The organism is Labilithrix sp., from assembly GCA_019637155.1.
Lineage (GTDB): Bacteria > Myxococcota_A > Polyangia > Polyangiales > Polyangiaceae > Labilithrix.
The window spans coordinates 294989-312637 of the sequence record JAHBWE010000013.1; the positions used below are offsets into that span (position 1 = coordinate 294989).

A 17649-nucleotide genomic window follows, 5' to 3' on the forward strand; every position below is an offset into this window, starting at 1 on the left:
CCGCTTCTGATCCTGAGGGGACCCCTCATGGCGTGCGGTCGGCCCCATGGGGCGGCCGCCCCAGCGGTTGCGAAGCAACCCTCGCGCGAAGCGCGAGGGCCGTGGTCGCGGGGTGGGGGTGTCGGGGGCGAAGCCCCCGACGTTGAGAAACCTCAGGCGCGCCAGAGGTACCAGCTGGCGACGGAGCGGTAGGGCTTCCAGCGCTCGGCGCGGCGCACCATCGCGGCGACGTCGGGGAGCTCGTCGCGCCGCTTTTTCGGGTGGAACAAGCGCGCGTAGCCCTTCTTGATCCCGTAGTCGCCGATCGGGAACACGTCGGGCCGGCCGAGGCGGAACAACAGCAGCATCTCGACCGTCCAGCGCCCGATACCGCGGACTAGGGTCAGCACCTCGACGATCGCGTCGTCCTCCATCTTCGCGAGCTCGGCGAGGGTGGGGATCTCGCCGCGCTCGGCGCGCGTGGCGAGGTCCCGGAGCGCGGCGAGCTTGCTCGCGGAGAGCCCGGCCCTTCGGAGCTCGGCCTCGTCGAGCGCGAGCACGCGCCGCGGGTCGAGCTTGTTCTTCGGGAAGAGCGCGCGGACGCGTCCGAAGATCGTCGCGGCGGCGCGACCGTTGAGCTGCTGGTACACGATCGCCTTCGCGAGGGCGTCGAAGGTGCCCTCGCTCGGCTCGAGCGTGAGCGCGAAGTCGATCGACGCGATGTGCGCGCCGAGGACGGGATCGGCGGAGGTGAGGTGAGCGAGCGCGGCCTTCGCGTCGAACGGCAGCGCCGGCGCGTCGAACAGGAGCCGCGCGCTCTTCGGGTCGGACCAGCCCTCGAGCGCGAGGATCTTCTCCTTCGTCACGAGGCCGCCGTACGCCGAGAAGCCGCCCGGCTTGCCGCCGGACGCGAAGACGCGATGGCAGGCGACGAGGATCGGGAACGGGTTCGTCGCCATCGCGCGGCCGACCGCGCGCGCCGCGCTCGGGGCGCCGACGAGGCCGGCGAGCTCGCCGTAGGTCACGGTCTTGCCCGGCGGCACCGTCTGGAGCGCGCGGTACACCGTCGCGTTGAAGGGCGGGAGCGCGCCGAGGTCGAGCGGGACGTCCTCGAACGTCTGCGGCTCGCCGGCGAGGTGCCGCTGCACGGCCGCGATCGCCTTCGCTACCGATTTGGGCGGCTTCGTCTTTTCTCCTGATTCTTGCGCTTTCTTCCGCAGCCGCTCCACCGTGAGCTCCGCCGTCGCCTCGGGCAGCTGCAGCCACGTGACGCCGGCGTCGCTCCACGCGAGCGCGCACGTGCCGATCGCGGTGTCGAACGTCGTCCAGGGCATGCTTCACCTCCGTGGCGGCAGCGCGAGGCCGCGCTCGGTCGGGCCCTCCTTCACGCCGCGGTGGATCACGATCTTGGAGCCGGCGTCCTTGCCGTGCGTGTACGCGTCGCTCCGGCGCTGCCCCGCGTAGCGGACGTGGCGCACGTGCGGGTGGCGCTGGCGGAACCAGCGCTGGAGGTCGCCGTCCGCGATCCACACGAGCCCCGCGTCGGCGCTCTTCTTCGCCTCGCGCGCGAGCTTGTCGCTCATGCCGCTCATCACGCCGGCGAGGAAGGTGCGCCGGTCGCGATCGCCGCGGACGCCGTGGGCGACCTTGTGCTCGCGCCACAGCCGCTCCGCGGTCGCGATCAGGTAGCCGTGGACGTATTCGGCGATTTCTACGTTGTCTTCGGAACCGCATATTTCGAGGATGCTCCCGCGTTTCCCGACGTCTTGGCGGTAGACCGACACCCAGATCGCCTCGACGAAGAAGTGTTTGCCGAGGAGGAGGGAGAGCACGCGCTCGGCCTCGGTCGTGCGGCCGGTGGGGGCGCCGAGGTGCTTCCACACGTAGCCCTGCGCCGCGCGGAGGCTCCTCAGCTCGAGGTTGTGCTTGAGGAGGAGCCTCTGCGCCGCCGCCATCGCGGCCTCCGCCTCGTTGACGTTCGGGCTCTCCGCGAGCGCGAGGAGCCGCGCGATGCGCTCGGCGACCTTCGCGTGCTCCGCCTTCGACGCCGAGCTCGCCGCGTCGCTCGGCATCCCCGCCGCGGCGCCGTCGATGCCGAGGCGCTCGCACACCGCGCGGAAGCGGGGGCCGTGCGGGGTCTCCTCGCGCTCGCCGAGCACCTCGTACACGTACTGGTGCGCCATCTCGTGCTTGAGCACCTCGACGACGACGCCCCACGGCTCGGTCATCACGAGGTGGCGCGAGAGCTCGATCGTCCGCGTGCCGGGCACCCAGCGTCCGAGGCGATGTCTGGTCGGGACGAGCTCCAGCTGCGGGATCGCGAGGCCGCCCTTGAAGTAGGTGAGGGCGAGGAGCTTGTATTGCTCACGTATCTCGCGGAGGAGGGCGTTCTCGAGCGCGGCCGCGGTCGCGTGGTCGGTCATTTGGGAAACTCGATCGAGTAGACCCAGTCCGAGTACCGCGCGCGGTTGTCGTGGCACTCGACGCAGACCTTGGGCTTGCCGGAGAAGAGCACCTTGCCGGACGCGTCCCACTCCGCCCAGAACCACGAGCCGTCGGGCTTCTTCTCCATCGCGGCGATGAGCGTGGTCGTGTCGCTCGAGAAGCTCTCCTTCACGACGATGGAGCCGGCGGGCCACGAGCGCACGATGTCGGGTCCGTCGAGCGCGGCGCTCATGTTCGGGTCGACGAAGACGTCGACCGCGTCCGAGTGCGAGGTGAAGCTCGGCCGCCGCTCGGGGAACGCCGGCGCCCGCCGCCACGACCGGAACCCGGCGCCGCTCGTCACCCGCGCGTAGAGGTCGTCCGCGCCGGCGGGATCGTCGTTCTGCCCGCACCCGCCCAGCGCAAGAGCGGCGATCGCGACGAACCGGCGAGACATCGGCGGACAGTCTCGCCGTGCGGCTGCCTCAGTTCAATACGGTTCGGCGCCCACCGCGCCGACGGCGGCGCTATCCTCCGGCGACCGTGCGACGCTGGATCCTCGGGCCCCTCCTCGTCCTGAACGTCGCCGCATGCTCGTCGTTCGACGCCGCCGAACCGACCCCGGCCGACGCCGGCGCGTCGTGCGTGAGCGCGAGCGTGAAGAGCAGCACCGGCGCGAGCTTCCAGCTCGCCGAGGGCGGTGAATGGTCCAACCCGGATGGAGCGATCGAGGCCGATGGAGTCTTCGCCTCCACGAACACGCTCGGCAAAGACGTCCGCAGCCGCTACCTCGGTCTCGTCGCTCTCGGCCTCTCGATCCCCGAAGGGGCGTCGGTGCAGGGAATCGCCGTCACCGTGGTGCGGGGCTCGGCCGGTGGAGGTGTCGTCGACGAGTCGGTGCGCCTCGTTCGAGCGAACGATCCCGCCGGCGACGACCGCAAGAACATCCTCCCCTGGCCGCCGTCCCCGGCCCCGATCGACTACGGCTCCCCGACCGATCTCTGGGGCGTCGACTGGACGCGCGAGGACGTGGTCTCGCCCGGCTTCGGCGTCGCCGTCGCGGCGAGGAACGACGCCAACTCCGGCGAGTCCGCGCGGATCGACGGCATTCGGCTGACGGTCTACTACTGTCCGTGACCCCGCGTCGGCGCTCGTGGCCGTATGCTAGCCTCGACCGATGATCGAGATCCGTTGGCGAGCCGCTAGGTCGACTCCGTCGTCGTGCTTCTGGCGATGGGGGATCGCTCTCGTCGTGATGGCCCTCGTCGTGACGGCGCCGATCGCCACGAGCCGCGCCCAGGACGTCGGCCCGCGCAGAGCCTCCGCCCAGGAGCTCGAGACCTTGCGTGCTCTGAAGGTCGTCGCGATCGACGGCGGCGAGGCCATCTCGATCACGTCCGGCGCCGCGAGCATCACCTTGAAGAAGGACGGCACCGTCGTCATCAAAGGGACGGAGATCGTGATCGACGACGGGCGCCAGCCGGCGAGGTCGGCCGCGCCATCGAACGTCCGGGCGTCCGAGATCTTCTGACGACGCTCAGTTCAGGGTCTTGTCGCGCTCGCGGTCCTGCTTCTTCTCGAGCTCTTTGCCTTCTTCTTCCGCCGCGGACTTGGCGTCGGCGAAGGCCTTGCGCGCGTCCTCGACGGTGCCGCCGCGGAGGAAGAACTGGCGCGCCGCGGCGCCGATCGCCATCGTGCCGGCGAAGGCGATCGCGCCCGAGATGATCGAGCCGTAGCCCGGCGTCACCACTTTCATCAGCGCGCGGAAGCCCTCGCGTAGCACCATGCCGGCGCCGACGTTCGCGCCCATCGCGGCGAGGAACTCCGTCGCGCCGCGGCGGTCGAGCGGGCGCCCGGAGAGCCACGCGATCGCGCCGACGAGCGCGGCCTGCATCGCGGTGATCGGGAAGAGGTCCGCGACCGGGATCGGGATCGCGGCGATGCCGGTGCAGATGACGGCGGTCGCGCGCGTGAGGTCCGTGGCGAGCTGCTCCTGCAGGCCGCGCACGCGCGCGATGCGCACGAGCGTGCCGCGCGTCGCGTCGGGGACGTGCTTGAAGAGCGCGCCGACGAGCTCGTCGATGCGCCAGCGCTCGTCGCTCCGCAGCGCGCCGTCGGCCTTGAAGGACATGTACGAGCTGATGCCGCGCGTCCACTGCAGGTGCGGGGCGAGCTTGCCGCGCGCCTTGATCTTCTCCTCGAGGTGATGCTCGACCTCGCCGACGCGGTTCAGCTTCTCGTCGATGTCCTCGCGCGGGTCGTCGTCGAGGTGGAGGCGCGTCGCCTTCGGCTCGAGCACGTCGCAGTGGGTGGCGACGGCGACGAGCGGCGGCCGGAACTTGTGGTGCCGCTCCACCTCGGCGTAGATGCGCTCGAGCGCGTCGAGGTCGGCGTCGATCGCGCTGTCGGTCTCCGTCGCCTTCACGAGGAAGACGATGACGTCGGGCACCTTGCGCTTCAGCTCCACGAGGATCGACTTCACCGCGTCGAGCGACGTGTCGCTCTCGTCGGGCTTCGAGCCCTCCTGGATGCCGCGCGTGTCGAGGACCGAGATCGTGCCGCGCTCCGACGTGTGATCGAACCACTTGCCGCGTCCGGTCTGCGCCTTGACGTGCCCGACCTCGGCGACCTTCGCCCCGAAGAGCGCGTTGACGAGGGAGCTCTTGCCCGCGCCGCGACGACCGACGAGCGCGAACGCGGGCGCGCGCTGCTCGAGGAGGATCGTGCGAAGGAGGGCGACCTTGCCGCGTAGCTCTCGGATGGTGTCTCCATGGAGCGGGAGGAACTGCATCATCTCCTCCACGCGCTTGATGTTCTCGGCGATCGCCTTCCGTACCTTGTGCTCGTCCTCGTCGCGATCGTTCGCCATGCCCACTCAAGAATAGGTCGCCGCGGCCTCCGCGCCAGTTTGCGTTACGGCCGTGCTCAAGGCGCGAGCGGGACGACGGAGACGTCGAGGACGTCGGCCGAGCAGGAGCGGAGGTCCGCGAGCGCGGCGCCCTCGGGCGCGCGATCGACCGCGATCCGCGCGACGGCGGCCTTTCCGCCGGCGAACACGATGTTCTCCTCCTCCTCGACGTTGATGCCCGCCTTGCGCAGGCAGTCGAAGATCGACGCGAGGACGCCGACGCGGTCGTAGTGCCGGACGGCGACGATGTGTGTGGCCCCCGTCTTCCGCGCGAGGTTCACGACGTTCGCGGGGCGCCCGTTCTGCTTGAAGAGCTGGACGACGCGCACGGTCTCGGCCGCGATCGCCTCCTGCGCCTGATCGGTGGACGCGCCGATGTGGTGCGAGCCGATGACGCCGGGCAGCTTGAAGAGCGGCGAGTCGACCGCGCCGGCGCCGCCGCTCGGCTCCTCCGCGAAGACGTCGACGCCGGCCTTGATCTGCCGCTCCTCGATCGCGCGGATGAGCGCGGCTTGATCGACGACCTCCGCGCGCGCGGTGTTGAGGAAGATCGAGCCGGGCTTCATCGACGCGAAGACGCCGTCGCCGATGACGCCGCGCGTCTCGGCGTTGAGGGGAAGATGGATCGTGAGGATGTCCGCCTTCGCCGCGACCTCCGTGATCGTCGCCTTCGCCGGGATCCCGTTCTCGTCGAGCCAGCTCGGCTTGAGCGCCTCGAGCTTCGTGCGCGACGCGGCGAGGTGGCGATCCCACGCGACGACCTTCATCCCGAAGGCCTGCGCGCGCTTGATGACCTCGCGCCCGATCATGCCGGTGCCGACGACGCCGAGGGTGCGGCCGTAGAGGCCCTTCGCCTTGCTGTACTCCTTCTTGTTCCACTTGCCGGCGCGGAGATCGCTCGCGCCGTCGACGACGTGGCGATCGAGCGCGAGGAGGAGCGCGAACGTGAGCTCGGCGACCGCGACCGCGTTCTTGCCGGGGCAGTTCGCGACCCAGATCCCGCGCTCGCTCGCGGCCTCGACGTCGATCGTGTTGGTGCCGGCGCCGGCGCGGACGACGAGCGCGAGCTTGCCGCCCTCGAGCATGGCGCGGCTCACCTTCGTCGACCGGACGATGAGGACCTCGGCCTCGCTCCGCTTGATCGCCTCGAGCAGCTTGTCGTCGGTCGCGTCGGGCTCGTACACGACGTCGCACCCGATCTCCGCCAGCCCACGACGCCCCGAATCTTCGAACTTGTCAGCGACGAGTACCTTCATGAGTGCGACGAGCATACTCGGGTTCCGCTCCGTCCGCTTCGCGCTCCTCTTCGCGCTCGTCCGCCGGTACGCCGAAGTCGACGCCGAGGCGAACGCGCGGCGGCTCCACGCGTCGCCGCAGCACCGCGTCGGCCTCGCGCGCGTGGCGCCTTCGCATCGCCCGCATCGCGACGAAGAACAAGGACAGCAGCACGCCGAGGAACGCGACGACCCCGGGCACGATCCAGAGCCCGTAGACGAAGCCGGGCACGAGCGCCGCCCCCGCGCCGATTGCGCCGACGATCCCGAGCCGCCGCTGCGCGCTCGACCGTCGCCGCTGGACGTACTGCTCGTGCTCCTCCGCCTCTCTGGCGCCGTCGTCCGCCGCGTCCTCGCGCGCCGCGGCCGCGCGGTACCCGTCGCCGCGCGCGCCGACCTTGGCGACGCGCTCGACGAACGCGCTCTCCTCCATGCGCGCCCACTCCAGCGTCGCGAGCTGCGCCCCGACGAAGCGCGCGACCTGCGTCGCGGCGAACGCCCCGGCGACGAGCGCCGCCAACCCGCTCTTCCCGAGCGGCTCCGCGGCCCAGAACCCGATCGCCATCGCGACGCCGCACGCGACGAGGAAGTCGACCGTCGCGGTCGAGGGCTTGAACCATCCCTCCATGAGCCGTCGTGACCTACAGCGGGCAGTTTGCGGGCGTGAGCTCTTCCCTCGTGACCGTGGGCGCAGGGTCGCCCTCGGCGATCCTGGAGAAGATGCAGAAGTTCTGCTCCGGGTCCAGGTTGCGCCGCGCGGCGGCGGGCTGGTTGATGCGGCCGGTGAGGCGCGCGCAGAACTTCTCCTCGACGTAGCGTCCGGAGAGGCCGACCTGGACGCCGTTTCCCGTGATCAGCTCGACGTCGCTGCCCGAGATCGGGTTCGCCGCGCCGGGGAAGGTCGCCTTCTGTCCGTCCGCGAGCGTCGCGACGAAGCTGCCCTCCGCGTTGGTGGTCCCCGTGAACTTGGGGGTCGGAGCGCCGACGATGCCGCTGCGTGCCGAGCTCGTCGGCGGCTTCCCGTCGACGAGCGCCAGCGCCTCGAGCGTGATCTCGATGTCTCCGCCGGCGGTGTTCCGGGTGAAGGACGTCGTCGCGAGGAAGCTGAACGCCTTGTCCACGTCGGAGCGATCGAGCTCGGTCAGGCACGTGGCGTAGTAGGTGCCGGTGCGGCGCAACGGCCCCTGCGTGCTCGCTTCAGGGCCGGCGTCGGCCGGGTTGTTCGTCTCGGGCGTCTCCGGCGTCCCGGCGTCCGGTACCGTCGCGGGAGCTGGGAGGTTGTTGTTCTCGATGGTGAGACAGCCTCCGATCGCGATGGCGCAGCCGGTGCAAATGGCGAAAGTCCCGACTCGGATCATTCGTGGATACCTACTTGGCGGATTGGTCCCGCGACAAGCGTCGAGTGAACGATGGGTGCAAGTGAAACGCATGCGCCGTATCCTCGGGCCATGCGCACGCTGATCAAGGGAGGGACCGTGGTCACCGCGGTCGACACGTTCCAGGCCGATGTCGCGATCGTCGACGAGAAGATCGCGGCCATCTTCGGGCCCGACGCCGCGCCGGCGGGGCCTTGGGACAAGACGATCGACGCGACGGGCAAGTACATCCTGCCCGGCGGCATCGACGCGCATACGCACATGGACATGCCGTTCGGCGGCACCACGGCGTCGGACGACTTCGAGACCGGCACGCGCGCGGCGGCGCACGGCGGCACGACGACGATCGTCGATTTTGCGATCCAGGCGAAGGGCGAGCCGCTGCGGAAGGGCCTCGACACGTGGCACGCCAAGGCGGAGGGCAAGGCCGCGGGCGACTACGCGTTCCACCTCATCATGACCGACGTGAACGACCAGACGATCCCGGAGATGGGTCAGGTCGTGAGCGAGGGTGTCACGTCGTTCAAGATGTTCATGGCCTATCCGGGCGTCCTCTACGTCGACGACGGTCAGATCTTCCGCGGCATGCAGCGCGCGAGCGAGCTCGGCGCGCTCATTTGCATGCACGCCGAGAACGGCATCCCGATCGACTACCTCGTCAGCCAGGCGATCGCGAAGGGCCACACCGCGCCGATCTACCACGCGCTCACGCGCCCGCAGATCGCGGAGGCCGAGGGCACGCACCGCGCGATCTGCCTCGCCGAGATGGCGGGCGCGCCGGTGTACATCGTGCACCTCTCCGCCGAGCGCGCGCTCAAGCAGGTGGTGGAGGCGCGCGACCGCGGCCTCCCCGCCTACGCCGAGACGTGCCCGCAGTACCTCTTCCTCTCGCAAGACGATCTCGCGCGCCCCGACTTCGAAGGCGCGAAGTACGTCTGCACTCCGCCCCTCCGCCCCGCGAGCATGCAGGAGGACCTCTGGCGCGGGCTGAAGACGCAGGACCTCCAGGTCGTCGCGACCGATCACTGCCCGTTCTGCCAGAAGGGCCAGAAGGAGCTCGGCAAGGACAACTTCGCGAAGATCCCGAACGGCATGCCGGGCGTCGAGACGCGCATGTACTTGATGTGGGACGGCGGCGTGCGCGCGGGGCGCATCTCGATGAACCGCTTCGTCGAGATCACCGCCACCGCGCCCGCGAAGATCTTCGGCCTCTACCCGAAGAAGGGCACCATCGCCGTCGGCTGCGACGCCGACATCCTGGTCTGGGACGGCGAGCACCGCCACACGCTGAGCGAGCAGACCCTCCACATGCGCTGTGACTACACCCCGTACGAGGGGAGGGAGGTCGTCGGCGCCCCCACCCACGTCCTCGTCCGCGGCAAGGTCGTCGTCGAAAACGGCAAATACGTGGGCAAGAAGGGCGACGGCCGCTTCATCAAGCGCAGCACCTTCGGCTTGTGACGGTCAGGGGCTTCGCCCCCGACACCCCCCGCCCCAGACACGGCCCTCGCGGTGCGCGAGGGTCGCTTCGCGACCGCTTTCGCGGCCGCTTCTGGGGCGTTTTGATATCCCAACGCCTCGCGCGGTGCGCGACGCTTCGCGACCGCTTTCGCGGCCGCTTTTTGGGGCGTTGGCGGTTGGGCTTGTTTGGCGGAGGCGTTGGGCGTTTTTTTTAGGCGTGCACGGGTCTCCAGTTGGCTGCTGCGTTGTTGGTATGCGGCGCTGGGAGGGTGTGCCTTTGGCTACGCTTCGCGGCTGCGGTCTTGCCGGAGGTGCCGTCGTTGAGCCCACAACCCCACACCTCGGTAGGGGAGAATCGGCTGCGGTAGGGCTTGTGCGCGGCGGTTTGGGGAAACAAAGTAGAGGGTGACTACGTCTTTTCCGGCGGTCACCCGTCTAGAGGAAGCACATGGCTAACGAGCGCTACGTCAGGCCGACCATCGCAGGCTGGATTTTCCCGACCCTCATCGCGCCGTGGATCGCGTCGTACGCGTCCGTGGCGGGAGCGCTCGCGCTCGGGGTCGACTTCGGGAAGTGGCAGTACGCCGCCTGGGTCGTGGGGCTCGTGTTCGCGGGCGTGTTCGCGTTCACGTACTCGCTCACGCTGATCCTCATCGACCTCCTGCTCCTCGCCGTCCGCCTCCGCACGTTCTCGACCGGCGGCCGCGCGTGGCTCTCGACGATGCTCTCGGTCCCCGCCATCTTCGGCGTGTACACCGCGTTCCCGCCGCACAAGTTCTGGCACACCGGCGCCTGGGGCGTCGCGGCCGCCGTCTTCGTCCCGATGCTCGTCGGCGCGCTCGTCCTCCGCGTCTTCGCCGGCAAGAAGCCGCTCAAGTGAGCCGCCGCTCGAGTGAGCCGCTGACGTGAGCGAACGATACGTGCGCCCGTCGCTCGGCGCATGGCTCCTTCCGACGATCGTTGCGCCGTTCCTCTCGAGCGTCGCCGCGATCGTCGTGGTGCATTTGGGGGACAAGTCCGGTCGCCCTCCGCTCGTCGCGATCGAGTAAGCTGCGCCGCGTGACGCGGTGGAGAGCGGTTGGGGCGGTCCTGGTGGGCGCCGGCTCGTTCGCGTGGTCCGGGGGCGCTCACGCGGGCGGTCCCCTCGGCGAACAAGGCTCCCGCATCGGGACGAGCAACTACTCGGTCGACCTCTTCCAGGGGCCCGTCCTCGCGACGACGCGCATCACCGGCATGGGCGGCGCGTTCACCGCGGTGGCGGAGGACACCGACGCGATCCCGTTCAACCCCGCCGCCGCCTCCTTACGTGCGCCCTACTCGACGACGAAGGTCGACTACGATCTCACCGCGGGGCTCACGCTCCCGTCGTCCGTCTCCGGCACCGACTTCGACAACAACGGGAAGGTCGGCTTCACGTACGACAACTTCTTCTGGGCGACCTTCGGCGGCATGCTCCAGTACGGCCACCTCGGCTTCGGGCTCATCGGATCGTTCCAGAACTACTCGCTCGGCGTGCCCGGCACACCGATCGCGCTGCCCGCGGGCGAGGGCACGTCGCCGGAGGCGATCGACAACCTGATCGTCCGCGTCCTCCGCCTCGACCCGGTCATGTCGTACGGGTTCTTCGACGATCAGCTCCACGTCGGCGCCGGCCTCCGCGTCGTCGGGCTCTACGGCGTCGGACAGGTCGCGGGCAACAGCTCGACCGAGCGCTCGCTCCTCGAGTCGTACAGCGTCGGCGCGCAGGTCGGATCGCTCTGGGCGCCGGCGCAGCTCCCGCTTCGCGTCGGCGCGACGCTCCGCTCTCCCTCCGCCTACCTGGAGCAAGAGGAGGGTGGACGCATTCAGCGGAACGAGAACGGCGACCGCATCGCCGGCAACGTGTACCTGCCCGACAAGGTGCAGCTGCCGTGGGAGGTCGAGGTCGGCGTCGCGGTGCAGCTGTGGAAGCGGCCGCTCAACGTCCACTGGGAGGACGAAGACAAGGTGCCGGTCCCGGAGACGGAGCGCTGGCGCCAGAAGCAGCCGAACGGCGAGCCCGAGCCACCGTGGCGCGGCGCGCGGCGGCTGCTGAAGCAGAAGTACAACCGGATCGCGCGGCAGAAGGTGCTCCTCTCGGCGTCCGCGATCCTCACCGGTCCGGTCGCGAACGCGGTCGGCATCGAGTCGATGCTCTCGCAGACGGTCGAGCGCTCGGGCGAGAAGCCCGTCGTCGGCGTGCGCGCCGGCGCCGAGTCCGAGATCATCCCGCGCTGGTTCGTCCTCCGCGCCGGCACGTACGTCGAGCCGACGCGCTACCGCACGGGCGAGACCCGCATCCACGGCACGGCGGGCCTCGACTTCCGCGTCCTCCGCTGGTCCGTCTTCGGTCTCCTCGACGACGACACGCTCTTCCGCATCAGCCTCTCCGGCGACATTGCCCGCGACTACTTCGGCTGGGGCATCGGCGCCGGCTTCATGCATTGAGCCGTGCGCGGTGGCGTCGCGCGCGCGAGACTGGATCGTCCTCGTACCCGGTACGATCTGGATCCGGGGAGCGGGCGCATCTGATCCCTTTCGCTCTAGTTTCCGCGGGTTGGTTGCGAGGCAACGCGGAATTTCAGGTCGTCCGACATGATCGATCCGATCACGTCGCCGGCATCGACCTTGCGTCAGACCTTGCGCAATGCACCGCACGGCCATCGTCACCCGGCCCGACGCCGACGAGACCCTCGAGATCGGCATCGTCGATCCCGCGTCGCTTCCGCGCACCTCCTTCGTCCTCCGCGTCATCGAGGGCCAGGATGCGGGGCAGGTCCTTACGCTCGATCCGGCGAGCCCGCCGCACGCGGTCCTCGGCCAGTCGAGCTCCTGCGCGATCAAGCTGACCGACCCGCACGTCTCACGGCGTCACATCGCGCTCACGGCCACCGCGACGCACGTGCTCCTGATGGACCTCGGCTCCCGCAACGGCACGCGCGTCAACGGCGTGCTCGTCCGCGAGGCCCGCCTCTACGGCGGCGAGACGATCGCGATCGGCCGCACGGTGATCGGTGTCGAGACCGACCTGCCGCGCGCCGCGAACGAGCCGAGCACGCTCCCGCCGCCTCCCGTCCGCGCGGTGAGCGAGATCCGCGTCCCGCAAGCCGCCCCGGTCCCCGCGCCGCCGTCGCCGTCGCCGGAAGACCTCATCACGCTGTCGATCGACGAAGGCCTCTCGTTCAGCGACGCGCGCGCGCGCATCGTCGCCGACTTCGAGCGCCGCTACATCGAAGAGCTCCTCACCCGCCACAACGGCAACGTCACCCACGCCGCCCGCGCAAGCGGCCTCGCCCACCGTTACTTCCAGCTCGTCCGCGCCCGCAGCAAATAGGAAGAACCCGAGCGGTTGCGTTCTGGGTTGGGGAAGTCGGCCCAGAAGTGCCCGCGCGGGAAGTCGGGGGCCCCAGATAGCGACCGCGCAAGCGGCGCGAAGCGCCCGCCGCTTCGGCGGGTCGTGTTCTGGGGTGGGGGTGTCGGGGGCGAAGCCCTGACGTTGACAAGCCCTACTTCGGGGGCCGCGCCGGCCACGTGCGTGGGCCGCATCCGGAGGCGAAGCCCCTGACGTTGACAAGCCCTACTTCGGGGGGTCGCCGGCGCAGTGGGTCTCGAGGACGACGCCGTTGATCGTGTCGCTCAGGGAGACGGCGCCGCTGCGGATGCCGTCGAGGTCGAAGTTCTTGCCGTCGGTTTGGGTCGGGATGGGGTCGGCGCCGGCGTAGGGCTTCGACCAGCCGTACGTGATCGAGTCCTCGTTGCCGGCGTGGCGGCGGCCGGTGCCGCACTTGCTGCCGCCGAGGAGGCCGCCGCTGCCTGCCTTGAGGCGCGTGACGGAGAAGACGCGCGCCTTCGCGTCCTTCACCGCCTTGATCGTGTCCGCGAGCGTGTGGACGGCGGGGTAGTCGCCTTCGCGCGGGTAGCTCGTGTCGGTGGTGTCGCCGTCGCCGTCCTTGTCGCCGTAGTTGTCGCCGCCCTCGAGGAACGTGTCGTCGGTGACGATCACGATCACGCGCGCCGCGCTCGGACGCCAGGGGAACTCCGTCGCCGCGAGGTGGAGCGAGTCGAGCGCGTTCTCTTCGCAGATCGGGTTCTGCGTCTCCGGGCCGGTCGGGCCGTCGCCGGGGTTGCGGTTCTTCGCCGTGTACGTGCTCTTCATCGTGCTGAAGGCCTTCTGCAGCGTGGAGGCCTTCGTGTGGACGCGGCCTCCCGCGTCGCTGCCGCCGAGGCCAAAAGCGCCGTTATCGGCGTAACCGATAAAACCGAAGTGGGCGCCCGCCTTCAGCGCGTTCGCGGCGTCGACGATGCCCGGGATCTCCTTGTTCAGCTTGTCGAGGACGAAGCCCATCGAGCTCGACACGTCGAGGACGAGGACGACGTCGATGTCCTGCGTGCAGACGCTGTCGTCCGGCGTCCCGCCGCCCGTGCTCGGGTCGAACGCCGGCCCGCTGTCGTCGTCGTCCGCGTCGTCGGGCGACGTCTCTTGCGTCGACGACTTCTTGTCGTCCGCGAAGCCCGAGCGCGCCGTCGCGGCGGTGCAGTGCACGAGGCCGACGAGGCTGAGGACGCCGAGCGCGACGATGGAGACGAACGACCTGCGCATGGCCGGCTCCGTACCCTCGGAGCGCTCGGCAGGCTAGGCAGATCTGCGTCTCGTTCGACGTTGTCAGCTCGCGCCGACGTCGTCGAGATCGAGCACCGACTGCTCGTCGGGGAGGAGCGGCATGCTCGCGGCCGCGGCGACGACGACGACGCTCCCGCCGCAGAGCTGCTCGAGCGCGTCGGCCAGCACGGAGGGGGGCGGCGGATACGACCGCGGCCGCCGGTGACGGCGCGCGAGGTCTCGCGTGAAGCTCGCAAAGCGAGCATCGTCCTGCGCGTCGGCCATCGATTGGCGGCGGGTCGTTTCCATCATTGCCGCGCGACGTAAGCACGTGGAATGCCGTCGTGTTTATGTGGAATGATCCACCCGATCACGGGGCTCGACCCTCCAAAAACCCTGAAAAATGGGTTTCGCCTCCCTATGCTCTCCGCGATCACCCCTCGCGACCCACCGCGGTCTCGCGCCCCGTCACGAGGCACTCGCGAACGAGGGGCTCGCGAGTGTCCCTGCGTTACGGCGTCGGCGTGAAGCGGAGGGAGTAGCTGACGCCGCTCTTGCCGCGTTCGAGCTTCGGGAACTCGATCGCTTCGAACACGCCGATGAGGCAGGGGACGAAGCCGTCGTCCTCGCCCTTCTCGAGGCGGACGCGCGGGTTCGAGACCTTCGGGTGGCCGCCCGCGCCCTCGATGAGGAGGTCGACGCCGACGTCGAAGGGCTTCGTCCGCTTGACGTGCTTCGCCCAGCACTCCGCCATCGCAGGATGATGCGGGTACACCGCCTTCTTGAACGGCTCCTTCGTCGGCTCGTCGAACGGCCCGCCGCCGACGTGCATGCCGATGTTCTCGACCTTCACCTTCGGCGGCGCGGGCGGCGTAGGAGGAGCGGCGGCGGGCTCGGGCGGAGGCGGACCGGCATCGACGGGAGCGGGCAGCTCCGGCAACGACGAAGCCGCCGGCGACGACGACGACGAAGCCGCCGGCGGGGGCGTCGCGGCGTCGGGGGTCGAGCCGTCGACGGGCTTCGGGCTCGAAGACCCGCCAGCGCATCCCGCGAGCATGAGCGCGACCGCGACTGCGCGCACGCTCGTGCGCCCACCCGCGCCCGCGCGCTTCACGTCACGTGAGATCGACATCGATCGAGAGCGCGTCCGCTTGGCGGGTCTTCTCGAGGTGGAGCATCAGTGAGCGGCCGTCGAGGACGCTCAGGGTCTGCATCTCGAGAGCGCCGATGCGGTCCTCGGGGGTGAACAGCGACTCGCTGCGCTCCATCGAGAGCTTGTGCATGTCGTAGGTCGCGGACTCCGCGGTGGTGTCGAGGATCGAGTAGTCGTCGCCGCGGCGGAGCTCGAGCTCGACCGAGCCGGTGACGTGCGCCGCGACACCCCGCGTGAGCGCGGTCTTGATCACGTACGCCTCCGGGTCGAACCAGCGGCCCTCGTAGAGGATGCGGCCGAGGCGGCGGCCCAGCGTCGCGTACTGCTCGATCGTGTTCTCGTTGTGGATCGCGGAGAGGATGCGCTCGTACGCGACGTGGAGGAGCGCCATGCCCGGCGCCTCGTAGATGCCGCGGCTCTTCGCCTCGATGACGCGGTTCTCGATCTGATCGCTGACCCCGAGGCCGTGCCGGCCGCCGACCGCGTTCGCCTCGAGCATCATCTCCGCGAGGCTCGAGAGCTTCTTGCTCCCGATCTGGACCGGCACGCCGCGCTCGAAGTGGATGCGGACCTTCTCGGACTCGATCTTCACGTCCGGCTTCCACGACGCGACGCCCATGATCGGCTCGACGATGTGGACGCTCGCGTCGAGGCGCTCGAGGTCCTTCGCCTCGTGCGTCGCGCCGAGCATGTTGCTGTCGGTCGAGTAGGCCTTCTCCGCCTTCATCGAGTACGGCAGCTTCGCCTTCTCGAGGTACGCGCTCATCTCCGCGCGCCCGCCGAGCTCGCTCACGAACTCCGCGTCGAGCCACGGCTTGTAGACCTTGAGCTGCGGGTGGACGAGGATGCCGTAGCGGTAGAACCGCTGGATGTCGTTGCCCTTGTGCGTGGAGCCGTCGCCGAAGATCTCGACCTTGTCCTCCCGCATCGCGCGCACGATCGCGGTCGCGGTGACGGCGCGGCCGAGCGGCGTCGTGTTGTAGTACTTGCGGCCCGCGGTCGTGAGGTGGAACGCGCCACACTGGAGCGCGATGACGCCCTGCTTCGCCATCTCCTCCTTGCAGTCGAGGAGGCGCGCCTTCACCGCGCCGTGCTCGAGCGCCACCTTCGGGATCTCGCGGCAGTCCTTCTCGTCGGGCTGCGCGAGATCCGCGGTGTACGCGTAGATCTTGAGGCCGCGCGCGTTGAGCCATGCCACCGCGCAGCGGGTATCGAGACCACCTGAGAACGCGAGCGCGACGGACTCGCCGGCGCTCGGGAGCTTCCTGAAGATGCGGGCCATTTCGGTGCGCTCCCATAACGCACCCGGCCGGCCTCGACAATGCGGGCGGAGCTACTTGCAGGCGAGCTCGCGCGTCGTCACCTCGCGCCGCGGCTCGTACGGCACGCACCGCTTCGTCTCCTTGTCGCAAGCTCCGCTGTTGCACACGAGGAAGGACGTGTCGTCCTCGTAGTCGCCGCAGGCCTCGCCGTGCTTCAAGAGCGTCACCGGCTTCGGCGCCGTGCACACGCCGTCTCGACAGCGGTTCCGGCCCCAGCAGTTGCCGTAGTCGACCCCGTCGGGCCGATTCGTCCGGCACGTCTCTCCCTCTCTCCGCAAGGGCTGGCACGTGCCGCTCTCGCAATAGGAGCGGCGGTCGCAAGGCGCGTTCGCGCACGAGGCGCCGATCGGGACGGGCGCCTTGCAGGTCTCGTCGTCGTCGCACACGAGGCCGCTGTCGCACCACGTCCCGTTCCCGCACGTCGCGCCGAGCGGCGCGCGCGGCTTGCAGACCCCGCAGTCGCCGGTCCCACCCATGGGCGAGATGCTGCTCGTGCAGTGGCCGCTCGCGCACTGGAGGTCGTCGCGGCATCCCGCGCCGTCGGCGAGCGTCCCGCGGAAGTCGCAGGCGACGAACGCGGCGAGCCCCGCCGAGCAGTCCGCGTCGCGGAGCTTCGCCGTGCACGCGTCGATCTGCGCCTGCGTGATCGCGATGCCGGGGCGGCGGAAGCGTCTCCTGTAGTTTGCATCGATGTACGCGGCCATGCCCACGACGCCGCCGTAGCCGGCGTGCGCGATCCGCTCGCCGTCGGCCGAGCAGCTCACGAACGCTTCGGCCCCGAGCAGGCTCAGCTCGAAGGTGGAGACGTCGAGCGGCGGGCCGAGCTCCACGTACTCCTCGGAGCCGGGCGTCACGTCCGAGCTCGGGGTCGTCGCGGGCGCGGCAGGCGGCGAGGTGCTTGGGGCTACCCCCGGATCGCCTACCGCGCCCGTCGACGGATCGCCGGCCTCGCTGCCACACGCGGCGAGCCCGACGATCGGAGCAAGGAGAAAGGTACAAAAGGCGGCCTTGGCGACCGCGGTCGCCGTCGTGCGTCGCCACCCGGGCGAACCAGGACGCCTCCTCTCACTCAAGCACGGCTGGAAGATTCCGCCAGCGCCAGAAGCGCGCGTGTCGCGTTCGAGACACGGTGGA

General features: G+C 70.0%; 19 protein-coding genes. 7 read left to right on the forward strand and 12 right to left on the reverse strand.

Features of this window, described 5'->3' with window-relative positions; genetic code table 11:
- Window positions 1-152 precede the first annotated feature (152 nt).
- From KF837_27570 to KF837_27580, 3 genes are read right to left on the reverse strand one after another with little or no spacing between them, the layout of a single operon-like run.
- Window positions 153-1313: a methylated-DNA--[protein]-cysteine S-methyltransferase gene (locus KF837_27570; GenBank protein ID MBX3231112.1), complete on the reverse strand. Its 1161-nt coding sequence runs from the start codon at window positions 1311-1313 to the stop codon at window positions 153-155.
- A 3-nt stretch (window positions 1314-1316) separates the two neighbouring features.
- Window positions 1317-2402 carry a SprT-like domain-containing protein gene (locus KF837_27575; protein MBX3231113.1) on the reverse strand — a complete coding sequence of 362 codons (1086 nt, stop codon included), beginning with the start codon at window positions 2400-2402 and terminating at the stop codon, window positions 1317-1319.
- Window positions 2399-2860: a cytochrome P460 family protein gene (locus tag KF837_27580; protein MBX3231114.1), complete on the reverse strand. Its 462-nt coding sequence runs from the start codon at window positions 2858-2860 to the stop codon at window positions 2399-2401. The genes KF837_27575 and KF837_27580 overlap by 4 nt, the downstream gene beginning before the upstream one ends.
- Before the next feature lie 86 nt (window positions 2861-2946).
- Between KF837_27580 and KF837_27585 the strand changes: the two genes are divergently transcribed.
- Window positions 2947-3540, forward strand: coding sequence for a hypothetical protein (locus KF837_27585; protein MBX3231115.1), 594 nt, complete (start codon window positions 2947-2949; stop codon window positions 3538-3540).
- 40 nt (window positions 3541-3580) lie between these two features.
- Window positions 3581-3934 (forward strand): hypothetical protein, encoded by a 354-nt coding sequence (locus tag KF837_27590; GenBank protein MBX3231116.1) that lies wholly within the window; start codon window positions 3581-3583, stop codon window positions 3932-3934.
- Between the two features lie 6 nt (window positions 3935-3940).
- Here the strand turns inward: KF837_27590 and KF837_27595 are convergent, their stop codons facing one another.
- The 4 genes from KF837_27595 to KF837_27610 are packed head-to-tail and all read right to left on the reverse strand — an operon-like array spanning window position 3941 to window position 7943.
- On the reverse strand, window positions 3941-5272 hold the full coding sequence (locus tag KF837_27595) for a 50S ribosome-binding GTPase (protein ID MBX3231117.1): 1332 nt from the start codon (window positions 5270-5272) through the stop codon (window positions 3941-3943).
- Window positions 5273-5328: 56 nt separating this feature from the next.
- Window positions 5329-6567: a hydroxyacid dehydrogenase gene (locus KF837_27600; GenBank protein ID MBX3231118.1), complete on the reverse strand. Its 1239-nt coding sequence runs from the start codon at window positions 6565-6567 to the stop codon at window positions 5329-5331.
- Entirely contained in the window at window positions 6548-7213 is a 666-nt protein-coding gene (locus KF837_27605; protein MBX3231119.1) for a hypothetical protein, read from the reverse strand. The genes KF837_27600 and KF837_27605 overlap by 20 nt, the downstream gene beginning before the upstream one ends.
- Before the next feature lie 13 nt (window positions 7214-7226).
- The gene (locus tag KF837_27610; GenBank protein ID MBX3231120.1) at window positions 7227-7943 is read right to left on the reverse strand and encodes a hypothetical protein; all 717 of its coding nucleotides are present in this window, start codon (window positions 7941-7943) and stop codon (window positions 7227-7229) included.
- A 90-nt stretch (window positions 7944-8033) separates the two neighbouring features.
- Here KF837_27610 and hydA point away from each other — a divergent pair, with 90 nt between their 5' ends.
- From hydA to KF837_27635, 5 genes are all read left to right on the forward strand, one after another.
- Window positions 8034-9422 carry a dihydropyrimidinase gene (gene hydA / locus KF837_27615; protein ID MBX3231121.1) on the forward strand — a complete coding sequence of 463 codons (1389 nt, stop codon included), beginning with the start codon at window positions 8034-8036 and terminating at the stop codon, window positions 9420-9422.
- A gap of 448 nt (window positions 9423-9870) precedes the next feature.
- Window positions 9871-10302: a hypothetical protein gene (locus tag KF837_27620; GenBank protein ID MBX3231122.1), complete on the forward strand. Its 432-nt coding sequence runs from the start codon at window positions 9871-9873 to the stop codon at window positions 10300-10302.
- A 25-nt stretch (window positions 10303-10327) separates the two neighbouring features.
- Window positions 10328-10471: a hypothetical protein gene (locus KF837_27625; protein ID MBX3231123.1), complete on the forward strand. Its 144-nt coding sequence runs from the start codon at window positions 10328-10330 to the stop codon at window positions 10469-10471.
- Between the two features lie 10 nt (window positions 10472-10481).
- On the forward strand, window positions 10482-11888 hold the full coding sequence (locus KF837_27630; protein MBX3231124.1) for a hypothetical protein: 1407 nt from the start codon (window positions 10482-10484) through the stop codon (window positions 11886-11888).
- Window positions 11889-12087: 199 nt separating this feature from the next.
- Complete coding sequence (locus tag KF837_27635; GenBank protein ID MBX3231125.1) at window positions 12088-12774, forward strand: FHA domain-containing protein; 687 nt, start codon at window positions 12088-12090, stop codon at window positions 12772-12774.
- A gap of 243 nt (window positions 12775-13017) precedes the next feature.
- Here KF837_27635 and KF837_27640 read toward each other — a convergent pair whose 3' ends face one another.
- The 5 genes from KF837_27640 to KF837_27660 all read right to left on the reverse strand — a co-directional run bounded on the left by KF837_27640 (window position 13018) and on the right by KF837_27660 (window position 17369).
- On the reverse strand, window positions 13018-14040 hold the full coding sequence (locus KF837_27640) for a VWA domain-containing protein (protein ID MBX3231126.1): 1023 nt from the start codon (window positions 14038-14040) through the stop codon (window positions 13018-13020).
- Between the two features lie 63 nt (window positions 14041-14103).
- Complete coding sequence (locus tag KF837_27645) at window positions 14104-14352, reverse strand: hypothetical protein (protein ID MBX3231127.1); 249 nt, start codon at window positions 14350-14352, stop codon at window positions 14104-14106.
- Between the two features lie 199 nt (window positions 14353-14551).
- The gene (locus tag KF837_27650; protein MBX3231128.1) at window positions 14552-15172 is read right to left on the reverse strand and encodes a hypothetical protein; all 621 of its coding nucleotides are present in this window, start codon (window positions 15170-15172) and stop codon (window positions 14552-14554) included.
- Entirely contained in the window at window positions 15156-16475 is a 1320-nt protein-coding gene (gene argG, locus KF837_27655; GenBank protein MBX3231129.1) for an argininosuccinate synthase, read from the reverse strand. Before argG ends, KF837_27650 begins: the two co-directional genes overlap by 17 nt.
- 51 nt (window positions 16476-16526) lie before the next feature.
- Window positions 16527-17369, reverse strand: coding sequence for a hypothetical protein (locus tag KF837_27660; GenBank protein ID MBX3231130.1), 843 nt, complete (start codon window positions 17367-17369; stop codon window positions 16527-16529).
- Window positions 17370-17649 lie beyond the last annotated feature (280 nt).